A 17,758-nucleotide genomic window follows, 5' to 3' on the forward strand; every position below is an offset into this window, starting at 1 on the left:
CCGCGACCGCCGACGCGCCCGCTCAGGACGCGATATAGTCGCGCATCGCCGCCGCTTCGGCCTCGATCCGGTCGATTCGATATTTGACGAGATCGCCGATCGACACGAACCCGACCATCTTGCCCCCCTCGACCACCGGCAGATGGCGAATCCGTTTCTGCGTCATCTGTGACAGTGCCACGATCACCGCCATATCGGGGGCGCATGTGATGGGCGACTTGGTCATCACATCGTCGATTCGCCGGTCGAGTGCTTCGGGGCCATAGGAAGAGATAAGGCGGACGATGTCACGTTCGGAAAAAATGCCGACGACGGCATCGCCGTCAACCACCGGCACTGCGCCGATCCGGTTCTGCGCCAGCAGGTCGGCCACCGCACGCACCGTGTCGTCGGGCTGCGCCGAAATCACAGATCCCGTTCGCCCCCGAAGAATCGCTCCGATCGTCATAGGTGCCGCTCCCATATCTGTCGCTGATGCCAGCGAAGCCTAGCATGATTCGCGCGCCGAACGAAACGTCCTGGCCAGGGCAAAGCTGCTTGGCCCCGACCGCCGCTTGGTCCATGGAAGCGCGATGGTCAAACGCTCGCCACTCGACAATCGCGACACGTCGAATATCGCCTGGGCACGCTACCGTCGGCTGATGAAGGGCATGGCGCTCGTCTCGCTTGCCGCCGTCGTCGGCGCGCTCGGCTGGCTGCGCCTGACGCTGGGCGAGGCGCTGACGATCCATATGATCATCGCAACCGCCGCGGGCATCGGCCTGTCGGTGATGCTCGGCGCGGCGTTGATGGGACTTGTGTTCCTGTCGAGCGGCAGCGGCCACGACGAATCGATCGAAGACCCGTTTGAAGACGACCCGGATTGGAAAGCATGACCAAAACCACCCCCTCCCACGCCCCGCGCGACCCGATCCTGCGCGTCGTCCCGCGTCCCGCCGACATCAACGCCAACGGGCATATCTTCGGCGGCTGGGTGCTCGCGCAGATGGACATTGCGGGCGGCATTGTCGCCGGGCGCGTTGCGCAGGGTGCGGTGGCGACGGTCGCGATCGAATCGATGGAGTTCATCGCACCGATCCTGCTGCGCGACATCATCTCGGTCTACGCGCACCTCGAACGCCGTGGGCGCACGTCGATGGCAATCCGTATCGAGGTGATCGCGACGCGCGACGGCGGACGCACCGAGGAAAAGGTCACCGGCGGCCTCTTCACTTTCGTCGCGCTCGACGAGAATCACCGTCCGCGCGCGCTGCCGCCGGTTTAATCCTCCGCCTTCGCCCGATAGCGAAACGTCTTGCTGCCGTTCGCCGGAACGCGGACGATCCAAGTTAGCAGGCCGTCGCGGCGCGGCAGTTTCCGGATGCGCGAATCGAGCCCTTCATGGTCGTCGACCAGAAAGCCGATCTCGACATCGGCCGGGCGCGGCTTCGCATTGATCACGGTCACGCGGTAATCATGCTCGCGATTCTTCGGCGGGACATGATTTTCGACATCGATTCGCACCTGGCTGCTCTCACCGATCACAAGGTCGACCTTTTCGCCGACCGCGTGGTCGCGCATCGTGCCCTCGCCGACGAGCAGGTCCCGGTCGCCGACGCGCTCGAACACCGCAGCCTGCCCGCCCGGCAGCGGCATGCCAAGCCCGCCCGCTTCGCTGTTCTCCATCCGCAGCAGGATATCGGGCGTCATCGCCCGGCCTTCATCGCCCAGTCCCATGCGCAGCCGGTAGATGGTGCGGAAGGGCACGCGATCCTTGACGAGCAGCGCCACCTGTTTCTGCCCGTTCGCGGCGACGGTGACGGGGATCGGCACGCGATAGAGCTTGAGGTCACCGAGATCCTCCTGGCTCGCGACGATCGCGAGCGGCGACATCATTTCGGCGCGCTGCATTCGCGATCCGGTGACGACAATATCCTCCATTCCTGCACTGGACATCATCATCGGCGGCGCTGGCGGGGGTGGTGGTGAGCGCGGGACGCCATAACGCCCGCTGCCGGTCGGAAAGCAGCTGAGGCGAAGCGGCGGTGTGCGCGGACGGTCTGCCAGTTCCTCGAAATCGCTCACCTGGTTGAGCGTGCCCGCGATCGCCGCGAGCCGTGCATCGGCAAAGCTCTCGCCATTGCTGTTGGCAACGGTCAGCCATGCGAAAAGGTCGAGCGTCTTGCCATCGTCGCGCACACGCGCGACATAGTTGCTCGCCCAGTCGAAGCCGGTCGACAAATAGGTCAGCGTCACCATCGCGCGCGCCGCCGCGGGGCTGCGCGTCGTCACCGACAAGGTCGGTTTGGCGGTCAGCCCCGGCGGCACGCCATCGTAAAGGATCGTTTCGGGAAGCCCCGTGCAGCGCAGCGCTTCATAGCCCGCGGCGGTTTGCAGCACGACGGCGCCCGCTGGGCCCGAGCGGATGATCGCCTCCTCTTCGGTCACCTTTCCGGTCGCACGGTCGGTGCGGCGGAGGTGGACGCGGTTGCCGAGCGAGCCGTCGAGCAGGCTCGCGGGCGACAGCAGCGCCGCGTCGCGATTCTTCTGCACCACGCCGCCGGGCAGGCCGGTGACGATCGCCGATACCGCAATCATTCCTTCGGCGACCCCCTCGAATCGCAACGTCGCTTCGCCAGCGGGCAGGTCGACGCTGCGCGTTTCGGAGATGAGCGCAAAGCCTTCCAGCCAGTTCGGCGCAATCTCGCCGCCCTCGTCGCGGTCGGGATCGCGGAACACGCTGACCGATACCGTGTCGGGCGCGAGCGAGGTGACGATGGGTTGCGACGCCGCCGGAGATGCGGCGAGCATCGTGAGCAGGAGCGGCCAGCGGCGCATCATGGCCCGCGAATCAATAGCGCGTTTCGAATGTCGCGGTGATCGTCGCCTCGCCATTGGCGGGCAGTTCAACGCGCCACCGCGTCCCGTCGCTGTCAAGCCGCTCGCTTTTCCGGCTTTCGGCAAGGATGCGCGTTTCGTCCCAATACCAGTCGAGTCCGCGCTGGATGAGGTCGAGCGTCACCGGCTGCGCACGCGCGTTGGTGAGCGTATAGGACATCGACGAGCGCGTGATGTTTGCCGACACGCGCTCACGCTCCACGACCGTCGCCTGCACCTTGACGTCGAACGCAAGGCCGGTGGCAAGGCCCAACTCGCTGCCCATCGGCGTGTGGCCGATGTTGTTTTCGCCGATAAACTGCGGGTCGCCGCGCAGGTCGCGCTGATAGAAGCGCACCGTTCCCGCCGGCAGCGCGTCGCCGAGGCCGCCGCCTTTCGCGCTGGTGCTGAACTTGATGACGCTCGCCGCGCTCGCGGGTTCGGTCATCGTGTCGAACCCGCCGACGGTGAACTCATAGATTTTCTGGGCCGGAACGCCGCTGACGTCGAGGAAGCTCACCTGTTTCGTCTGCGCGTTGGCGATCGTCGTGCGTTCGGCGAGCGGATAGAGATAATAGTCGCCGAGCTGTTCGCGCGGCGCGGTTTCAGTGCCCGCGCGGCGGAGATTGCCGGGCGGCAGCGACCGCGGGCGATAGCGCGGCGAGACCGCGCCGCCTGCCGACGGCGTCCCCGCGACGAGCAGGGTCTTCGCATTGTCGAAGGTCGTGCCGGTGTTGTTGGTGAGCGTCACCCACCCCTGCACGTCGATCGTCCCCGCTTTCTCGTCATAGAGCGAGACATAGTCGGCCGCCCAGCCCAGCCCGTTCGTCAGATAGGAGAGCGTCGCGGGCCGCGTTCCCGCGCGCGCGCTGTCGAGCGTGATCGACAGGGTCGGCTTGGCGCGCAGGTTCGGCGGAATCTTGTCGAAGATGACGCGCACCGGCATGCCGTCGTCGCGCAGGATTTCGATTCGCGATCCGATCTGCAACACCACGCCGCCATTGACCGCGAGCACCTTGGCGCGCTCGCGCGTTTCGGCGCCGGTGGCGGGATTGGTGCGCAGCAGCGTCACCGTCTCCCCCACCGCTTTCTGCATCAGCGCATTGGGCGAGAGCAGATCATAGTCGAAATTCTGTTCGACGATCGCGGTGTCCGCCGCGGCGAAGGCGACCGTCTGCGGCCGGATTTGCGCCGAAACGTCGGGAAACTCCTGTCGCGTCCGGCCGGCGGGAAAGGCGATCTGGCGGATGTCCTGCACCAGCGACTGCCCGCCGTTGTAGATGGTGACGGCCAGCTCGCCCTGCGCATTACTCCGCACGGAATCCTGAGCGCCCGCGGGGTTGGCGGCCAGCCCGGCCGCAATGATCGCCCGAATGCAAAGCCCTGACAAAGCACGCATAAAAAAGCCTCCCCGCGACGATCGCGCGGAGAGGCTATGGCATGTCCCGGCGAAAGGCCAGCTTGAAAAGACAGCCCTATTCGGCAGCCTCGACGTCGGTGCTGCGCGCCGCGAGCGTGCGGCGGGTGCGCCGCGGCTTGACCGCCGCGGCTTCGTCGTCGGCGCCGACTTCGGCCGTGCGCTCGCCGCGTCCGATCGCCGGGGGCAGCGCGGCGGTGTCAATGCCGGCGTCGGCCGTATCGCCGCGCTCGCTCCTGCTCTCCTGCCGCGGCCGCCGCGTCGGGCGGCGCGCCGCACGCGGAGCGGCTTCGCTTTCCTGATCGCGCGCCTCATCCTTCTGCTCGTCGCGCTCGTCGCCACCCTCGACGTCATCGCGGCCGCGCGAGCGCCCGCGCGACGACTGGCGGTTGCCGCGCGCGTCGTCGCGATCGCCACGCGATTCGCGATTGCCACGGCTGTCGCGATTGTCCCGCGCGCTGCGCTCGTCGCCATTGTCGCCATCGTCGCCGCCGGTGTCGGTGTCGACGTCGGTGTCGTCGTGGCCGTCGAAATCCTCGACCCCGCGAATCTCGCGGCCGCGGTCGTGGCTGCGCTCCTGCCCGCTCGCCGCCGCCTTTTCTTCCTGGCGCGCGCGGAAATCGCTGACGACGCGGAAATAATGGTCGGCGAACTGGAGATAATATTCGGTGAGGACGCGGTCGCCGGCGAGTTGGGCGTCGCGCGCGAGGTTGCGATATTTCTCGATCATCTGCGCGCCATTGCCGCGCGCCCGGCTGTCGATGCGGTTCGCCTGGTCGACGCCTCCGCGTCCACCCGACTGCGACCGATTATTGTTGTTATTGTTGTTGCGGCCGCGACGGCGACCGCTCTGCCGGTTGTTCATGTTCAACTGAGACATCCTGTCGATAAGCTAATAGCTGTGCCAACCCCTTTTGGCCGACCGCGCTCTTTGCGCGTCGCGCCCGCGCTTTCGTGCGCGGCCTTGCCCTTTACCGCCTGCGCCGGACCTCACGGCCCCGCACGAGCATTGCAATTGGGAAGCAGACCCGCCGGACCAGTATCGGTGCGCCGCACCGCCAAAGGGACCCTGATCAGGCCTGTAAGCCGCCCCTACCGCGCTTTGCCGCCAAAACCAAGCAATTTCTTGTGCGGGACTCAGGCGAACGTCAGCAAAAGCGCCCGGTCGCGGCCAGCCAGATCCTGGCGACAGGCGACAGCGAACCCTGCCGCGTCGGCCATCTCGCTCACCGATATGCGTTGCGTGTGGCCGATTTCAAGGATGGCGATGCCACCGGGCGCAAGCAGGTGCGGCAGGTCGGGGATGATACGGCGATAATCGGCGAGGCCATCGGCGCCGGCGAACAGCGCACCGGCAGGCTCGTGATCGGCGACATCGGGCATCAACGCTTCGCTCTCTGCGATATAGGGAGGGTTGCAGAGGATGAGGTCGAACCGGCCGGTGACGCCCGCCGCCCAATCGCCCTGCATCAGCCCGACACGATCGGCCAGCCCAAGCGCGATCGCATTGGCGCGCGCATAGCCGAGCGCCACGTCGCTGGCATCGACGCCAAGCCCGCGCGCATCGGCCCATTCACTCATGGCCGCAAACAGCAGCGTCCCGGGTCCGGTGCCGAGGTCAAGAATATGCCGCGGCCCCGCCGCGCCGAAATGCTGCACCGCCGCCGCGATCAGCGTCTCGCTGTCGGGTCGCGGGATCAACGCGCCGGGACCGACCGCCAGCCGGATCGTCCAGAAATCGCGGTAGCCGAGGATATAGGCGACGGGCTCGTGCGCCATGCGCCGTTCCACCAGCGCGTCGAAGTCCGCCGGGACATCGTAACGCGCCGGGTCGAGCAGCAGCGCCTGCCGCTCGATCCCCAGCGCGTCGGCCATCAGCAGTTCGGCATCGAGCCGCGGCGTGTCCGACACCGCGGCGAGCCGCTGCGCCGCATCGCGCAGCCTCTGCGCTACCTCACCCACCTCTAGTCCCGTTCGTGTCGAGCGAAGTCGAGACGCCCTTCGGCATCACGCCAAGCCGATGGGCATCTCGACTTCGCTCGATGCGAACGGGTTTCGGTCGGTCACTCACCCAGCCCCGCCAGTCGCTGCGCCTGATCCTCGGCGATCAGCGCGTCGATGAGTTCGTCCATCGCGCCTTCCAATATCTCCGGCAGGCGGTGGAGCGTCAGGTTGATGCGGTGGTCGGTCACGCGCCCCTGCGGGAAATTATAGGTGCGGATGCGTTCGGAGCGGTCGCCCGATCCGACCATCGACTTGCGCGCCGACGCCTCGGCGCTGTGAAGCTTCTCGCGCTCCAGATCATAAAGCCGCGCGCGCAGCACCTGCATCGCCTTCGCGCGATTCTTGTGCTGGCTGCGCTGGTCCTGCTGGATGACGACAAGGCCAGTCGGGATGTGCGTGATGCGGATCGCCGAATCGGTCGTGTTGACGTGCTGGCCACCCGCTCCGCTCGCGCGATAGATGTCGATCTTCAGGTCGCTGTCGTTGATCGCGACGTCGACCTCCTCGGCCTCGGGCAGCACCGCGACGGTCGCGGCGCTGGTGTGGATGCGCCCGCCGCTTTCGGTGACGGGGACGCGCTGCACCCGATGCACGCCGCTTTCGAACTTCAGCTTGGCGAACACGCCCTGCCCGCTGACCGACGCGACGACTTCCTTGTAGCCGCCGACCTCGGCCTCGTTCGCCGAGATGATTTCGACCTTCCACCCCTGCGTATCGGCATAGCGGCTGTACATGCGGAGCAAATCGCCCGCGAACAGCGCCGCCTCGTCGCCGCCAGTGCCGGCGCGGATTTCAAGCATCGCCGCGCGCGAGTCAGCGACATCCTTGGGGAGCAGCTGGAGCGCAAGGTCGTGCTCGGCGGCGGGCAGCGCCGCCTCGACCGCCGCGATTTCCTCGACCGCCATCGCCTTCATCTCCGGATCGGCGAGCATTTCGTTGAGCGCGACGAGTTCTTCGCGCAACCGCACGACTTCACGCGCCGCGGTCGCGACGGGCTCCAGCTCGGCAAACTCCTTCGACGCCGCGACAAAATCGGCGGGCGCCATATCGCCCGTCGCCATGCGCGCCTGGAGCGCGGCGTGGCGTTCGATGATGGCGTCGATCTGGCGGGCGGAAACGGAGGTCATGCCAAACACGCCCTCCCCTTCAGGGGAGGGCAGCGAAACTTGGCAGCTTGCTGCCTAGTTGCAGCGGGTGGGGGCCATCGGCCTTGCGCAAGGCCGATGGCCCCCACCCCAACCCCTCCCCTGAAGGGGAGGGGCTTAAAGTGCGCATCGATCTGTCGGATAGCGATCAAGGTCACTTTTTGAGTGATTCCAGAATATCAAGAATGGCCTGATGCTCAGGTGTTCCCGGAGCAGAACGGAGGTTTAGAATGGTTTGATCGTTCCGGATCGAAAAAGAGAGAAGCACCTTCGCCCAGATTTTCGCGGCACGATCATATCGCTTCTTCGGCGAACCAGTGGCGACCATCTCCGTCGAAAAGCCTGCTCGACGAATGGCAGCATTGGCTCGCATGCCCTCATTAATCAGCCGATCATCTTCCACGGCAATGCTTACTACCAGCGGCTCTGCCCAAGAGCTTCCTTCCACCAACATCGCCAGCCGCTCGATCCCCGCTGCCCAGCCGACCGCCGCGGTCGGTGGCCCGCCGAGCGCTTCGATCAGCCCGTCATAACGACCGCCGCCGAGCACGGTGCCCTGCGCCCCCAGCCGATCGGTGACGAATTCGAACGCGGTGTGGCGATAATAGTCGAGTCCGCGCACCAGCCGCGCGTTGCGCTCCCATGCCACGCCCGCGGCATCGAGCCCCGCGGTCACGGCACCGAAGAAATCCTGTGCTTCGCCGGTCAGAAACGCATCGATGTCGGGCGCGCTGTCGGCGATCGGGCGGTCGCGCGGGTCTTTGCTGTCCAGAATGCGGAGCGGATTCTTGTCGAGCCGGGCGAGGCTGTCTTCCGACAGCTCCCCGCGATGCGCTTCGAAATGCTCGACCAGCGCCGCGCGCCAGGCGTCGCGGCTTTCCGCATCGCCCAGCGTATTAAGCGTCAAGGTCACGCCCTCGGCGATCCCAAGCTCCTTCAGCAATTGATCGGCGAACACCAGCAGTTCGGCATCGGCGAGCGGGCTGTCGCTGCCCAGCACTTCGGCGTCCAATTGGTGAAACTGGCGATAGCGTCCCTTTTGCGGCCGCTCGTAACGGAACAGCGGCCCGTGCGTCGCGACCTTGAGCGGAGCATATTGCTGCCAGCCGTTGGTGATGTAGGCGCGCGCGATCCCCGCGGTGAATTCGGGGCGCAGCGTCACCGATTCGCCGCCGCGATCGTCGAACGAATACATTTCCTTCGACACGACATCGGTCGTCTCGCCCAAGGAGCGCGCGAACACCGCGGTCGGCTCGATCACCGGCACCTCGACGCGCTTGAAACCATAGAGGCGGCGCACGCGCTCGAACGTCTCGACGACATGCGCGAAGCGGTCGGCGAAATCGCCGAGCATGTCCTGCGTGCCGCGCACCGGCTGCGGCGTCGGGATTCTGGCGGGCTTGTCCTTGCTCATGGCGGCGGCGTCTAGTCGATTTTGGGGAGAGCGCAAAGGGCTACAAAGCCCTCTCCTTCAGGGGAGGGCAGCGAGACTTGCCAGCTTGCTGGCTCAGTCGCAGCGGGTGGGGGCCATCGGCCTTGCGCAAGGCCGATGGCCCCCGCCCCAACCCCTCCCCTGAAGGAGAGGGGCTTTCTCTGGACCTCCACCTTCATCCCTGTCTAAAGAATGCCACCATGAAAACAGCACCGTTCGTCGCCGCCGTGCTCCTGGCCGCCCCGCTCGTCCTTGTCACCGCCGCGTCAGCGCAAGACGGCAACAGCCGCCCGCAACCGGTCGTCCAGCCGCTGACCATCCCGTTGCCCGCCGACCGGCCCTATCCGGGCACGATGCAGCTTCGCGTCGATGCGACCGACGTCGCGCGGGGCATTTTTCATGTCCGCCAGACGATCCCCGTCGCAAAACCCGGCAAGCTGACTTTGCTCTATCCCCAATGGCTGCCCGGCAAACATGCGCCGCGCGGCGCGATCGCCGAGATGGCGGGCTTCACCGCGTCGGCGGGCGGCAAGCCGCTCGCCTGGACGCGCCAGCCGACCGACGTTTATGCGTTCGACATCGACGTGCCCGCAGGCACGAAGAGCATCGAGGTCGCGTTCGATTTCCTGTCGCCGACGCGCAGCAGCGAAGGCCGCGTCGTCGTCACCCCGGCGATGATGAATTTGCAGTGGGAGCAGGTGAGCCTCTATCCCGCGGGCTGGTTCACGCGGAACATCCCGGTGCAGCTCGACGTGACGCTGCCCGAAGGCTGGACCGGCGTGGCGGCGCTCGACGGGCTCAAGACCAGCGGCAATCGCTACAGCTATGCGCCGACGAATTACGAGGTGCTGATCGACAGCCCCATGTTCGCGGGACGCCATTTCCGCAAATGGGATCTGGGCCACAATGTCACGCTCAACGTCGTCGCCGATGAGCCGCACTATCTCGCCGCCAGCCCCGACCATATCGCGCGCCACGCCGCGCTGGTGGCAGAAGCGGTGGCGCTGTTCGGCTCCCGTCCTTTCGACCGCTACGAGTTTCTGCTCGCGCTCACCGACGAACTCGGCGGCATCGGGCTCGAGCATCACCGGTCGAGCGAGAACAGCCGCGCGGTCGATTATTTCACCAAATGGGACGAGAATGACTGGGAGCGCGGTCTGCTCCCGCACGAACTGGTCCATAGCTGGAACGGCAAATACCGCCGTCCCGACAAGCTGTGGACCCCCGATTATCGCACGCCGATGCAGGACAATCTGCTGTGGGTGTACGAAGGCCAGACGAGCTATTGGGATCTCGTCCTCGCGGGCCGGTCGGGGATGCAGTCGAAAGAGACGATCCTCGGCGAATGGGCGAGCCATGCCGCCAACTACAGCGTTCAGCCGGGGCGCCGCTGGCGCTCGGTCGAGGACACCACACTCGACCCGATCATCGCCGCGCGCAAGCCCAAGCCCTTCGCGAGCTGGTCGCGGACCGAGGATTATTACAACGAAGGATCGCTGATGTGGCTGGAGGCCGACATGCTGATCCGCGGCGCCACGAACAATCGCAAAAGCCTCGACGATTTTGCGCGCGCCTTTTTCGGCGGGCGCGAGGGCGACTGGGGGCAGGTGACATATGATTTCGGCGATGTCGTCGCGGCGCTGAACGCGGTCCACGCTTATGACTGGGAACGTTTCCTGCGCGACCGGATGCAGGCGTCAGGCCGCCCCGCGCCCACCGGCGGGATCGAGCGTGCGGGTTATCGCCTCGTGTGGCGCGACACGCCGAACGCCTATGACCGCGACCGGATGGCGCAGGGGAAAAATGTCGACCTCACCCATTCGCTCGGCCTGACGATCGACAAGGACGGGATTGCGGGCAATATCTTGTGGGACGGCCCGGCCTTCCGCGCCGATATCGTCAACGGGACCAGGATCGTCGCGGTCGACGGTGTCGCCTATGGCAAGGAGCGGATCGAAGCGGCGATCAAGGCTGCGGCGAGCGACAGCAAGACGCCGGTGCGCCTGCTCGTCGAGCGTGGCGGGCGCTATCGCACGGTCGAGATCGCCTATCATGGCGGGCTGCGCTGGCCGCATCTGGAAAAGGTCGCGGACACGCCCGACGGGTTCGACCGGCTGTTCGCGCCGAAACGCGCACTCTAGGCGCCCGGCCGTCGCGCCCGCCCGAACGCCAGCCCGACGAGCGCGCCGAGCGCCGCGAGCGCCATATCCTTTTGCGCGTCCCACAGATCGCCCTGTTGCCCGTTATAGCGGTCGGCGGTTTCACCCGCCGCGACGATGGTGAGCAGCCATTCGAAGACTTCGTAAAGCGCCGAGACGGAAAGCACCCAGCCGAGCACCGCCAGCATGGCGCCGCGCGCGCCCAGCCCGCCCCGGCGACGCGCGACCTCGGCCACCGGGATTACCGACAGCGCGCCGAAGGCAAAATGGACGAGCCGGTCATAATGATTGCGCGTCCATCCGAAGAGGTCCGACAAACTCGTTCCCGTGAGCGCCAGCGCCCAATCGTCATAGGGCACATTGCTGTAGACATAGCGCCCGCCGAGCGTGTGGAGCGCGAGGAAAAGGGCGATACAGGCGACCGAAGCGGTCGAAAGCGGCCAGCGGCGGAGCAGCCAGGGCGACGCGACGAGCAGCAGCATCGTCGGGACATGCTGGAGCAGCGCGACCTCCGGATAGGGCTGGTCGATCTGCGCGGCGAGGAGCAGCGCGAGGAGCAGGCCGATCAGGCGGCGCTGCGCGGGCGGGGTAGCGGTCACGGACGGCACATCCCTTCCCTACCCGCTCGCATCGAGCGAAGTCGAGATGCCCATCGGCGCGACGCTTGCCTTCCGGGTGTCTCGACTTCGCTCGACACGAGCGGAGAACGGGAGGAAATTACCCCTTCTTCAGATGTCGCCGCCCGAGCAGCTCGGCGATCTGCACCGCGTTGAGCGCCGCGCCCTTGCGAAGATTGTCCGAAACGCACCAGAGGTTGAGACCGTTTTCGACGGTCGGATCCTCGCGCACGCGGCTGACGAAGGTCGCGAAATCGCCGACGCATTCGACGGGCGTGGTGTAGCCGCCGTCCTCGCGCTTGTCGTGGAGCACGACGCCGGGCGCTTCGCGCAGGATGCGCTGCGCGTCCTCGGCCGACAATTCCTTTTCGGTCTCGATATTGATCGCTTCCGAATGGCCCACGAACACGGGGACGCGGACGCAGGTCGCGGTGACCTTGATCCTGGGATCGAGAATCTTCTTGGTTTCGACGACCATCTTCCACTCTTCCTTGGTCGAGCCGTCGTCGAGGAACTTGTCGATGTGCGGGATGACGTTGAAGGCGATCTGCTTGGTGAACTTCTGCACATCCTTTTCGTCGCCGACGAAAATCTGGCGCGTCTGGTTCCACAGCTCGTCCATGCCCGCCTTGCCCGCGCCGCTGACCGACTGATAGGTCGAGACGACGACGCGCCTGATCGTCGCGGCGTCATGGAGCGGCTTCAGCGCGACGACCATCTGCGCGGTCGAGCAATTGGGGTTCGCGATGATGTTGCGCCTGGTATAGCCGTCGATCGCATCGGGGTTCACCTCGGGCACGATCAGCGGCACGTCGGGGTCCATGCGATAGAGCGAGCTGTTGTCGATCACGATGCAGCCCGCCGCCGCGGCCTTGGGCGCATGGATCGCGGTCGCGTCGCTGCCGATCGCAAAGATCGCCATGTCCCAGCCCGCCCAGTCGAAGTTCTCGATGTTCTGGCATTTCACGGTCTTGCCGCTGTCGCCGATCTCGATCGTGTCGCCCTGGCTGCGCGGCGACGCGACCGCCGCCAGCTCGTCATAGGGAAATTCGCGCTCGGCGAGGATGGCGAGGACTTCGCGTCCGACATTGCCCGTCGCACCCGCGACGACGATCCGGTAACCCATGAAATTGTCCTTTATGATGTCCGTGAAACGAAAAACGACCGGTTCCGCCCCTTGGCCGAACCGGTCGTTCTGGAAAGCTGTTTCGGCTTTGGATGAGAGAAGCTCTCCTTAGCCTTCGCCGGCTTCCGACCGGTAATCGCGGCGTTCCGCAATACGCGCCGATTTACCAGTGCGCCCGCGCAGATAGTAAAGCTTCGCACGGCGGACGGCGCCCTTGCGGACGACGGTAATGCTGTCGATGTTGGGCGAATAGAGCGGGAAAACACGCTCGACGCCTTCGCCGAACGACATTTTGCGCACGGTGAAGTTCGACCCCATGCCCTTGTTCGAGCGCGCAATGCACACGCCTTCGAAATTCTGGACGCGGGTGCGTTCGCCTTCGACCACCTTGACGCCGACTTTCAGCGTGTCGCCGGGACGGAAGGTCGGGATGTCTTTGCCGGCCTTGGCAATTTCTTCGGCTTCGATCGTCTGGATGAGGTTCATGCCTCTAGTCCTCTTCTTTTCGCCGCGCGCCAGAGGCAGGTCGGGCCCGAGCATCGATATGACGCTCCCAAAGGTCCGGCCTGCGTAACCGTGTTGCCTCTTCCGCCTGTTGTTTCCGCCAGGCGGCGATCTTCGCATGATCCCCCGATCGCAGCACTTCGGGGATCGTGCGCCCTTCCCAAGTGACGGGCCGGGTATAGTGCGGATATTCGAGCAAACCATTCTCGAACGATTCGTCGTCGCCGCTAGAAGCCGCGCCCATTACGCCGGGAAGCAGCCGAATGCAAGCGTCGAGCAGCAGCAGCGCCGCCATCTCGCCCCCCGACAGGATGATGTCGCCCATCGAAACCTGTTCGATCGGGCGCGCGTCGAATATGCGTTCGTCGAATCCCTCGAACCGGCCGCACAGGATGATCGCGCCGGGACCGGCCGCAAGCTCGCGCACGCGGGCCTGGGTGATCGGCGTCCCGCGCGGGGTCATGGCGAGGACGGGCAGGCCCGGATGCGCCTTCATCGCATGGTCGATAGCGCCCGCCAGAACGTCGGCCTTGAGCACCATCCCCGCGCCGCCCCCCGCGGGCGTGTCATCGACGGTGCGATGCCTGTCGGTCGCGAAATCGCGAATCTGTACCGGCGCACAATTCCACGTCCCGCTTTCGAGCGCACGCCCCGCCATGCTGTGGCCGAGCGGGCCGGGAAACATGTCGGGGTAAAGGGTTAGGGGAACGGCGGTGAAGCTCATGCCAGCGTCCAGTTTTCGACGATCAGGTCCGGCACGTCGGCGAAATCGGATTCGTTTGCGGTGACGAGAATGAGGTCCTGGGACAAGGCGTGCGCCGCAATCAAGCGGTCGTAGCTTCCCCGTCGAAAGGGCAGCGCCGCATATGCCTGCGCCGCCTTGTAATCGAAATCGAGCACCCGTACCTCTTCGACAAAGGCTTTGAGCTGATCGAAGGCAGGCGCCTTGCCACGGGTCGACCCATGCGCCACCTCGGCACAGGCGATCACCGACGTGACGAGATCGCCCTCGTCGCATTCCCCCGCCCGCGATACGAGCCGTGCATCCAGATTCATCACCAGCGCAATGATGGCGTTGCTATCCAGCAGATATTTCACGTACCGTCGTTCCCGCTATTCTTCCCCGTCAACAAGGCACGGTCGTCGAATAGCCGGTCCTCCGGCGCGATCAGATTCAGGTCGGTGGCCGACCCCGCCACTTTGGCGATGTTGAACTTGCGCTTCGGTTGGTTGGCGGGTTCGTATGAGAGAAATTGCCCGTCTTCGACAATCAGATCCATTTCGGTTCCAGCCACCAGCCGTGTGCCCGCCGGGATCCGCACCGCCAGCGAATTGCCCGATTTGAACACCTTCACCTTGTGCCGCGTTTTCTCCGATGGCTTCAGCCACGGGGCGGAGCCGAACACGTGGTTCAAAGCGAACAGCCGCCTTTCCTCATTTGCCTGATTTCGCTTGGTCATCGCTCGCTCCTGTATATACATAATGTATATACATCATCGCCCAAGATCAAGTCGGCGGCTGCCACAGCAAATCGGGGTACCGGTGGCGATCCTTGGCGAGTTCGGCATGCAGCCATTCGCGGAAGCGTTCGATCTTGCGCACGCCGACCCGGTTCTCGCGGTGGACGAGCCACATCGCCGACTCCGATATATGGAGCGTATCGAACGGCTGGACCATCCGCCCCGCGGCGATCTCGGCCTGCCAGAAAAGCGGGGTCATCATCGCGACGCCGAACCCCGCCTGCACCGCGCTCGCTTCCTGCAGCTGGCTGTCGAGTTCGATGCCGCGCCGCGACGGCGCGAGCGGCGTCGCGACCCCGGCGGCGGCAAACCAGTCGGCCCACCAGCTGTCGTTCGGCGCGAGCCGCTCGACGCAAAGCAGGTCGGCGGGCTCGCGAATGCGATGTTTTTCGACAAAGGCGGGCGAAGCAAGCGGCGCAACATGCTGGCGCATCAGAAAGTCGCTGCGCAGCCCCGGCCATTGACCGCGCCCCATGCGGATCGCGACATCGACATTCGAGGCGTTGAAGTCGATCAGATCGTTACCCATCGACATGCGCACCGCCAGTTCGGGATAAAGGAGCTGGAAGCCGCCGATCCGCGCGCTGAGCCATGTGCCGCCGAAGCTGGTCACCGCGTTGATCGTGAGCACATCGGCCTCGTCGCTGCCCAGCGCGGCAAAAGCGTCGCTCATCGTGGCGAAGGCATTGCTGATCGCCGGGAGCAGCCGCTGGCCCGTTTCGGACAGGCGCACGCGCCCCTTTTCGCGGACGAACAGCGCGCGGCCGAGCCGGTCCTCCAATTGACGAATCTGATAGCTGATCGCCGCCTGGGTCATGCCCAGCTCTTCGGCCGCGCGCGAGAAGTTCTGCAAACGCCCGGCGGCTTCAAAGCTGCGAACGGCGGCGAGGGGCGGAATCCGGTTCATGCCATCAATCATAAGCTGACCTTATGATTGATGGCAAAGCTTTAGTTGGCGGTCGCGCGCAGAAAGGCGCATCTGCCACGCATCGAACCGACAGGAGAAAGACGATGATGGACGAAATGTGGATGCGGAACTGGAACAGCGGCCACGGCGCGCTGTGCGCCGACCTCGATCGCTGCTTCGCCGGGATCGCCGGCGCGGTGTCGCGGCTGCGGCGTCGGCGCGACCTTCGCGACCGCAACCTGCGCTCGCGGATCGGCGTGCCCACGCCCTGATCCCGGCATCAGACGATCGCGGCGGACCACCCCCCAGGGTCCGCAACGAAGCGGGGCGGCGCTGTCCCTTGCAAAGCGCCGCCCCGTCAGCCTTACATACCGTCGAGACCCTTGCTGACCAGCACATTCACCGCGACACGGCGGTTCTGCGCCTTGCCTTCGGGTGTTTCATTGTCTGCCGCAGGATCGGCTTCGGCCATGCCGGTCGGCGTCAGCATCCGATAGGGTTTCCAGCCGCACGCCTGTTGCAGATGATTGACCACCGCGCCGGCGCGCTTTTCGCTGAGCATCTGGTTGAACTCCTGGCTTCCCGTCGAATCGGTGTAGCCGACGACGAGCAGCAGCGCATTGTCCATCGCCTCCGCCGCGGCCGCGGTCGCGCAGAGATCGGCCTTGGCCTGCGCCGACAGCACCGCCTTGCCGACGTCGAAGTTCACATTGGTCGTGTTTTTGACATTATACTGGTCGATGTCGCCGACGCGGCTGCGCAGCGCCTCGGTCGCCGCGGTCTGTTCGGCAAAGCGCTGGTCGGTGCCGGTGTGGATCATCGACGCCGTGCGCAAATCCTTGCTCTTGAGATCGACCTCGCTCGCGAACAGGCCGCCTTCCCATTGCCGCGTATCGACCTTGACGGGCAGGCCGTTCAGCAGCGCGTCGGTGGCGAGCTTGTTGCGGCTCAAACCGAGGAAGCCGCCGCTGGACTTCACGCGCGTATTTTCATTGACGATGACCACGGTTTTCACGCCATCGGCGGTCGTGACCTGGATCTGGTTGCCGCTGCGCGCCGAGATGATGCCTTCGAGCTCGGGCCCTTTCGCCATTTGCGACGGGTCGGGGATCCGCTCGCCATAGACGGTGGCCATGACGTCGCTCTCCGCACCTTCGTCCTGTGCCTGCATGGCGAGGCTGCCCGTCGCAGGCACCGCCAGCATGGTCAGCAGCAACAGCAATTTCGGACTTCTGGAAACCGCACTCATTACCCTACTCCTTCAATGAGCCGCCCCCGCGTGATCACCTCGCCCTTTCCGCGAGCCGGTGATGCGGGGCAAGCGCGTTGACGCACCGCGCCGGTAATTGGAGTGCATTGTGCGGCGAAACGAAGGAAACCGCGCCGCCAGGGCCGCGTCGGCCGCGCGAATGCCGGTCGGCGACGCCCCGATGCCACGATGCGGCCGGGCTCCTATTCGATGAATGCCGCGTTCACGGTCACCGTTTCGGCGTCCCATGTCGGCACCGCCGTGACCGTCATCGGCACCATGAATCGCTTGCCGTCCGGCTTTTCGATTTCAAGGATGTCGCCCGCACCGAAATTGTCGACCGCGGCGACATGGCCCACCGGAGCGCCCTCGGTCGAAACGCAGGGCAGGCCGATCAGGTCGTGGTGATAATATTCGCCTGGCCCCAGTGGCGGAAGCGCCGAGCGCGGGACGGTGAGCAATGTGCCGCGGAGCGCTTCGGCCGCGCTGCGGTCGGCAATTTCCACAAACGCGGCGACCGCGCCCTGATTGGCCGGGCGTACCGATTTCAGGGTCAGCTTGCGATCGCCCGCGTCAAAAACGGAAAAGGCGCGGAGAGTCTCCGCGCCTTCGCCGAACAATTTGAGCCGCACCTCGCCCCGCACCCCGTGCGCGCCCGCAATGGCGGCGAGGGTGACGGGACGGTCGGCGGTCACGGGAGCTTAGCCTTCGGCCTTTTCTTCGGCTTCGGGCGCAACCGGGCCGCCTTCGGCGACTTCCTCGGCGATCGCCGCCGCATCTTCGGCGGTCGCATCGGCCGGTGCTTCGTCAGCGACGGCTTCG

21 protein-coding genes (1 of these 21 running past the window's edge) are annotated in these 17,758 nt (G+C 65.6%); 5 read left to right on the forward strand and 16 right to left on the reverse strand.

Going from position 1 to position 17,758, the window contains the following annotated elements:
- Positions 1-38: the final stretch of a lipopolysaccharide biosynthesis protein gene (locus SALA_RS13780; protein WP_011542976.1), read on the forward strand. It extends 1,495 nt beyond the left edge of the window; only the last 38 of its 1,533 coding nucleotides appear in the window; the start codon falls outside the window, past its left edge; it ends in the stop codon at positions 36-38.
- Here SALA_RS13780 and SALA_RS13785 read toward each other — a convergent pair.
- The gene (locus tag SALA_RS13785; protein WP_011542977.1) at positions 23-448 is read right to left on the reverse strand and encodes a CBS domain-containing protein; all 426 of its coding nucleotides are present in this window, start codon (positions 446-448) and stop codon (positions 23-25) included. The genes SALA_RS13780 and SALA_RS13785 overlap by 16 nt on opposite strands.
- Positions 449-572: 124 nt before the next feature.
- Between SALA_RS13785 and SALA_RS13790 the strand changes: the two genes are divergently transcribed.
- Both SALA_RS13790 and SALA_RS13795 read left to right on the forward strand, forming a co-directional pair.
- Positions 573-875, forward strand: coding sequence for a hypothetical protein (locus SALA_RS13790; RefSeq protein WP_011542978.1), 303 nt, complete (start codon positions 573-575; stop codon positions 873-875).
- Positions 872-1,264 (forward strand): acyl-CoA thioesterase, encoded by a 393-nt coding sequence (locus SALA_RS13795; RefSeq protein WP_011542979.1) that lies wholly within the window; start codon positions 872-874, stop codon positions 1,262-1,264. The genes SALA_RS13790 and SALA_RS13795 overlap by 4 nt, the downstream gene beginning before the upstream one ends.
- Here the strand turns inward: SALA_RS13795 and SALA_RS13800 are convergent.
- The 6 genes from SALA_RS13800 to hisS all read right to left on the reverse strand — a co-directional run bounded on the left by SALA_RS13800 (position 1,261) and on the right by hisS (position 8,836).
- Positions 1,261-2,820 (reverse strand): DUF4139 domain-containing protein, encoded by a 1,560-nt coding sequence (locus SALA_RS13800; RefSeq protein WP_011542980.1) that lies wholly within the window; start codon positions 2,818-2,820, stop codon positions 1,261-1,263. The two genes, SALA_RS13795 and SALA_RS13800, sit on opposite strands and share 4 nt — an antisense overlap.
- A gap of 10 nt (positions 2,821-2,830) precedes the next feature.
- A complete protein-coding gene (locus SALA_RS13805; protein ID WP_011542981.1) occupies positions 2,831-4,255 on the reverse strand; it encodes a DUF4139 domain-containing protein in 1,425 nt (474 codons plus the stop codon).
- A 76-nt stretch (positions 4,256-4,331) separates the two neighbouring features.
- Positions 4,332-5,138, reverse strand: a complete 807-nt coding sequence (locus SALA_RS13810) for a DUF4167 domain-containing protein (protein WP_041383393.1) — start codon at positions 5,136-5,138, stop codon at positions 4,332-4,334.
- 272 nt (positions 5,139-5,410) lie between these two features.
- On the reverse strand, positions 5,411-6,235 hold the full coding sequence (gene prmC / locus SALA_RS13815) for a peptide chain release factor N(5)-glutamine methyltransferase (RefSeq protein ID WP_011542983.1): 825 nt from the start codon (positions 6,233-6,235) through the stop codon (positions 5,411-5,413).
- Positions 6,236-6,336: 101 nt separating this feature from the next.
- The gene (prfA, locus tag SALA_RS13820; RefSeq protein ID WP_011542984.1) at positions 6,337-7,404 is read right to left on the reverse strand and encodes a peptide chain release factor 1; all 1,068 of its coding nucleotides are present in this window, start codon (positions 7,402-7,404) and stop codon (positions 6,337-6,339) included.
- Between the two features lie 172 nt (positions 7,405-7,576).
- Positions 7,577-8,836 carry a histidine--tRNA ligase gene (gene hisS, locus SALA_RS13825; protein ID WP_041383395.1) on the reverse strand — a complete coding sequence of 420 codons (1,260 nt, stop codon included), beginning with the start codon at positions 8,834-8,836 and terminating at the stop codon, positions 7,577-7,579.
- A 218-nt stretch (positions 8,837-9,054) separates the two neighbouring features.
- Here hisS and SALA_RS13830 point away from each other — a divergent pair, with 218 nt between their 5' ends.
- Positions 9,055-10,995: a M61 family metallopeptidase gene (locus tag SALA_RS13830; RefSeq protein ID WP_041383397.1), complete on the forward strand. Its 1,941-nt coding sequence runs from the start codon at positions 9,055-9,057 to the stop codon at positions 10,993-10,995.
- Here SALA_RS13830 and SALA_RS13835 read toward each other — a convergent pair.
- The 7 genes from SALA_RS13835 to SALA_RS13865 form a co-directional block, all read right to left on the reverse strand.
- Positions 10,992-11,621 (reverse strand): DUF2238 domain-containing protein, encoded by a 630-nt coding sequence (locus SALA_RS13835; RefSeq protein ID WP_011542987.1) that lies wholly within the window; start codon positions 11,619-11,621, stop codon positions 10,992-10,994. The two genes, SALA_RS13830 and SALA_RS13835, sit on opposite strands and share 4 nt — an antisense overlap.
- 109 nt (positions 11,622-11,730) lie before the next feature.
- Entirely contained in the window at positions 11,731-12,756 is a 1,026-nt protein-coding gene (locus tag SALA_RS13840) for an aspartate-semialdehyde dehydrogenase (protein ID WP_011542988.1), read from the reverse strand.
- A gap of 108 nt (positions 12,757-12,864) precedes the next feature.
- Positions 12,865-13,242, reverse strand: a complete 378-nt coding sequence (rplS, locus tag SALA_RS13845) for a 50S ribosomal protein L19 (protein WP_011542989.1) — start codon at positions 13,240-13,242, stop codon at positions 12,865-12,867.
- A 4-nt stretch (positions 13,243-13,246) separates the two neighbouring features.
- Positions 13,247-13,984 (reverse strand): tRNA (guanosine(37)-N1)-methyltransferase TrmD, encoded by a 738-nt coding sequence (gene trmD, locus SALA_RS13850; RefSeq protein ID WP_011542990.1) that lies wholly within the window; start codon positions 13,982-13,984, stop codon positions 13,247-13,249.
- Positions 13,981-14,358, reverse strand: a complete 378-nt coding sequence (locus SALA_RS13855; protein ID WP_011542991.1) for a type II toxin-antitoxin system VapC family toxin — start codon at positions 14,356-14,358, stop codon at positions 13,981-13,983. Before SALA_RS13855 ends, trmD begins: the two co-directional genes overlap by 4 nt.
- Entirely contained in the window at positions 14,355-14,720 is a 366-nt protein-coding gene (locus SALA_RS13860) for an AbrB/MazE/SpoVT family DNA-binding domain-containing protein (protein WP_011542992.1), read from the reverse strand. Before SALA_RS13860 ends, SALA_RS13855 begins: the two co-directional genes overlap by 4 nt.
- Positions 14,721-14,766: 46 nt before the next feature.
- Positions 14,767-15,687: a LysR substrate-binding domain-containing protein gene (locus tag SALA_RS13865; protein WP_041384160.1), complete on the reverse strand. Its 921-nt coding sequence runs from the start codon at positions 15,685-15,687 to the stop codon at positions 14,767-14,769.
- A 104-nt stretch (positions 15,688-15,791) separates the two neighbouring features.
- On the opposite strand from SALA_RS13865, the gene SALA_RS17225 reads away from it, so the two are divergent.
- Complete coding sequence (locus tag SALA_RS17225) at positions 15,792-15,959, forward strand: hypothetical protein (protein ID WP_153802714.1); 168 nt, start codon at positions 15,792-15,794, stop codon at positions 15,957-15,959.
- Positions 15,960-16,051: 92 nt separating this feature from the next.
- Here SALA_RS17225 and SALA_RS13870 read toward each other — a convergent pair whose 3' ends face one another.
- Both SALA_RS13870 and rimM read right to left on the reverse strand, forming a co-directional pair.
- On the reverse strand, positions 16,052-16,936 hold the full coding sequence (locus tag SALA_RS13870; protein WP_011542995.1) for an OmpA family protein: 885 nt from the start codon (positions 16,934-16,936) through the stop codon (positions 16,052-16,054).
- Between the two features lie 203 nt (positions 16,937-17,139).
- A complete protein-coding gene (gene rimM, locus SALA_RS13875; RefSeq protein ID WP_011542996.1) occupies positions 17,140-17,631 on the reverse strand; it encodes a ribosome maturation factor RimM in 492 nt (163 codons plus the stop codon).
- Positions 17,632-17,758 lie beyond the last annotated feature (127 nt).

This window comes from Sphingopyxis alaskensis RB2256, assembly GCF_000013985.1.
GTDB lineage: Bacteria > Pseudomonadota > Alphaproteobacteria > Sphingomonadales > Sphingomonadaceae > Sphingopyxis > Sphingopyxis alaskensis.

Bases quoted from the DNA above. Each gene is read 5' to 3' on its own strand.
- SALA_RS13785 (WP_011542977.1), bottom strand. From the start codon at position 448: ATGACGATCGGAGCGATTCTTCGGGGGCGAACGGGATCTGTGATTTCG.
- SALA_RS13790 (WP_011542978.1), top strand. From the start codon at position 573: ATGGTCAAACGCTCGCCACTCGACAATCGCGACACGTCGAATATCGCC.
- SALA_RS13795 (WP_011542979.1), top strand. From the start codon at position 872: ATGACCAAAACCACCCCCTCCCACGCCCCGCGCGACCCGATCCTGCGC.
- SALA_RS13800 (WP_011542980.1), bottom strand. From the start codon at position 2,820: ATGATGCGCCGCTGGCCGCTCCTGCTCACGATGCTCGCCGCATCTCCG.
- SALA_RS13805 (WP_011542981.1), bottom strand. From the start codon at position 4,255: ATGCGTGCTTTGTCAGGGCTTTGCATTCGGGCGATCATTGCGGCCGGG.
- SALA_RS13810 (WP_041383393.1), bottom strand. From the start codon at position 5,138: ATGAACAACCGGCAGAGCGGTCGCCGTCGCGGCCGCAACAACAATAAC.
- prfA (WP_011542984.1), bottom strand. From the start codon at position 7,404: ATGACCTCCGTTTCCGCCCGCCAGATCGACGCCATCATCGAACGCCAC.
- hisS (WP_041383395.1), bottom strand. From the start codon at position 8,836: ATGAGCAAGGACAAGCCCGCCAGAATCCCGACGCCGCAGCCGGTGCGC.
- SALA_RS13830 (WP_041383397.1), top strand. From the start codon at position 9,055: ATGAAAACAGCACCGTTCGTCGCCGCCGTGCTCCTGGCCGCCCCGCTC.
- SALA_RS13840 (WP_011542988.1), bottom strand. From the start codon at position 12,756: ATGGGTTACCGGATCGTCGTCGCGGGTGCGACGGGCAATGTCGGACGC.
- rplS (WP_011542989.1), bottom strand. From the start codon at position 13,242: ATGAACCTCATCCAGACGATCGAAGCCGAAGAAATTGCCAAGGCCGGC.
- trmD (WP_011542990.1), bottom strand. From the start codon at position 13,984: ATGAGCTTCACCGCCGTTCCCCTAACCCTTTACCCCGACATGTTTCCC.
- SALA_RS13860 (WP_011542992.1), bottom strand. From the start codon at position 14,720: ATGACCAAGCGAAATCAGGCAAATGAGGAAAGGCGGCTGTTCGCTTTG.
- SALA_RS13865 (WP_041384160.1), bottom strand. From the start codon at position 15,687: ATGAACCGGATTCCGCCCCTCGCCGCCGTTCGCAGCTTTGAAGCCGCC.
- SALA_RS17225 (WP_153802714.1), top strand. From the start codon at position 15,792: ATGATGGACGAAATGTGGATGCGGAACTGGAACAGCGGCCACGGCGCG.
- SALA_RS13870 (WP_011542995.1), bottom strand. From the start codon at position 16,936: ATGAGTGCGGTTTCCAGAAGTCCGAAATTGCTGTTGCTGCTGACCATG.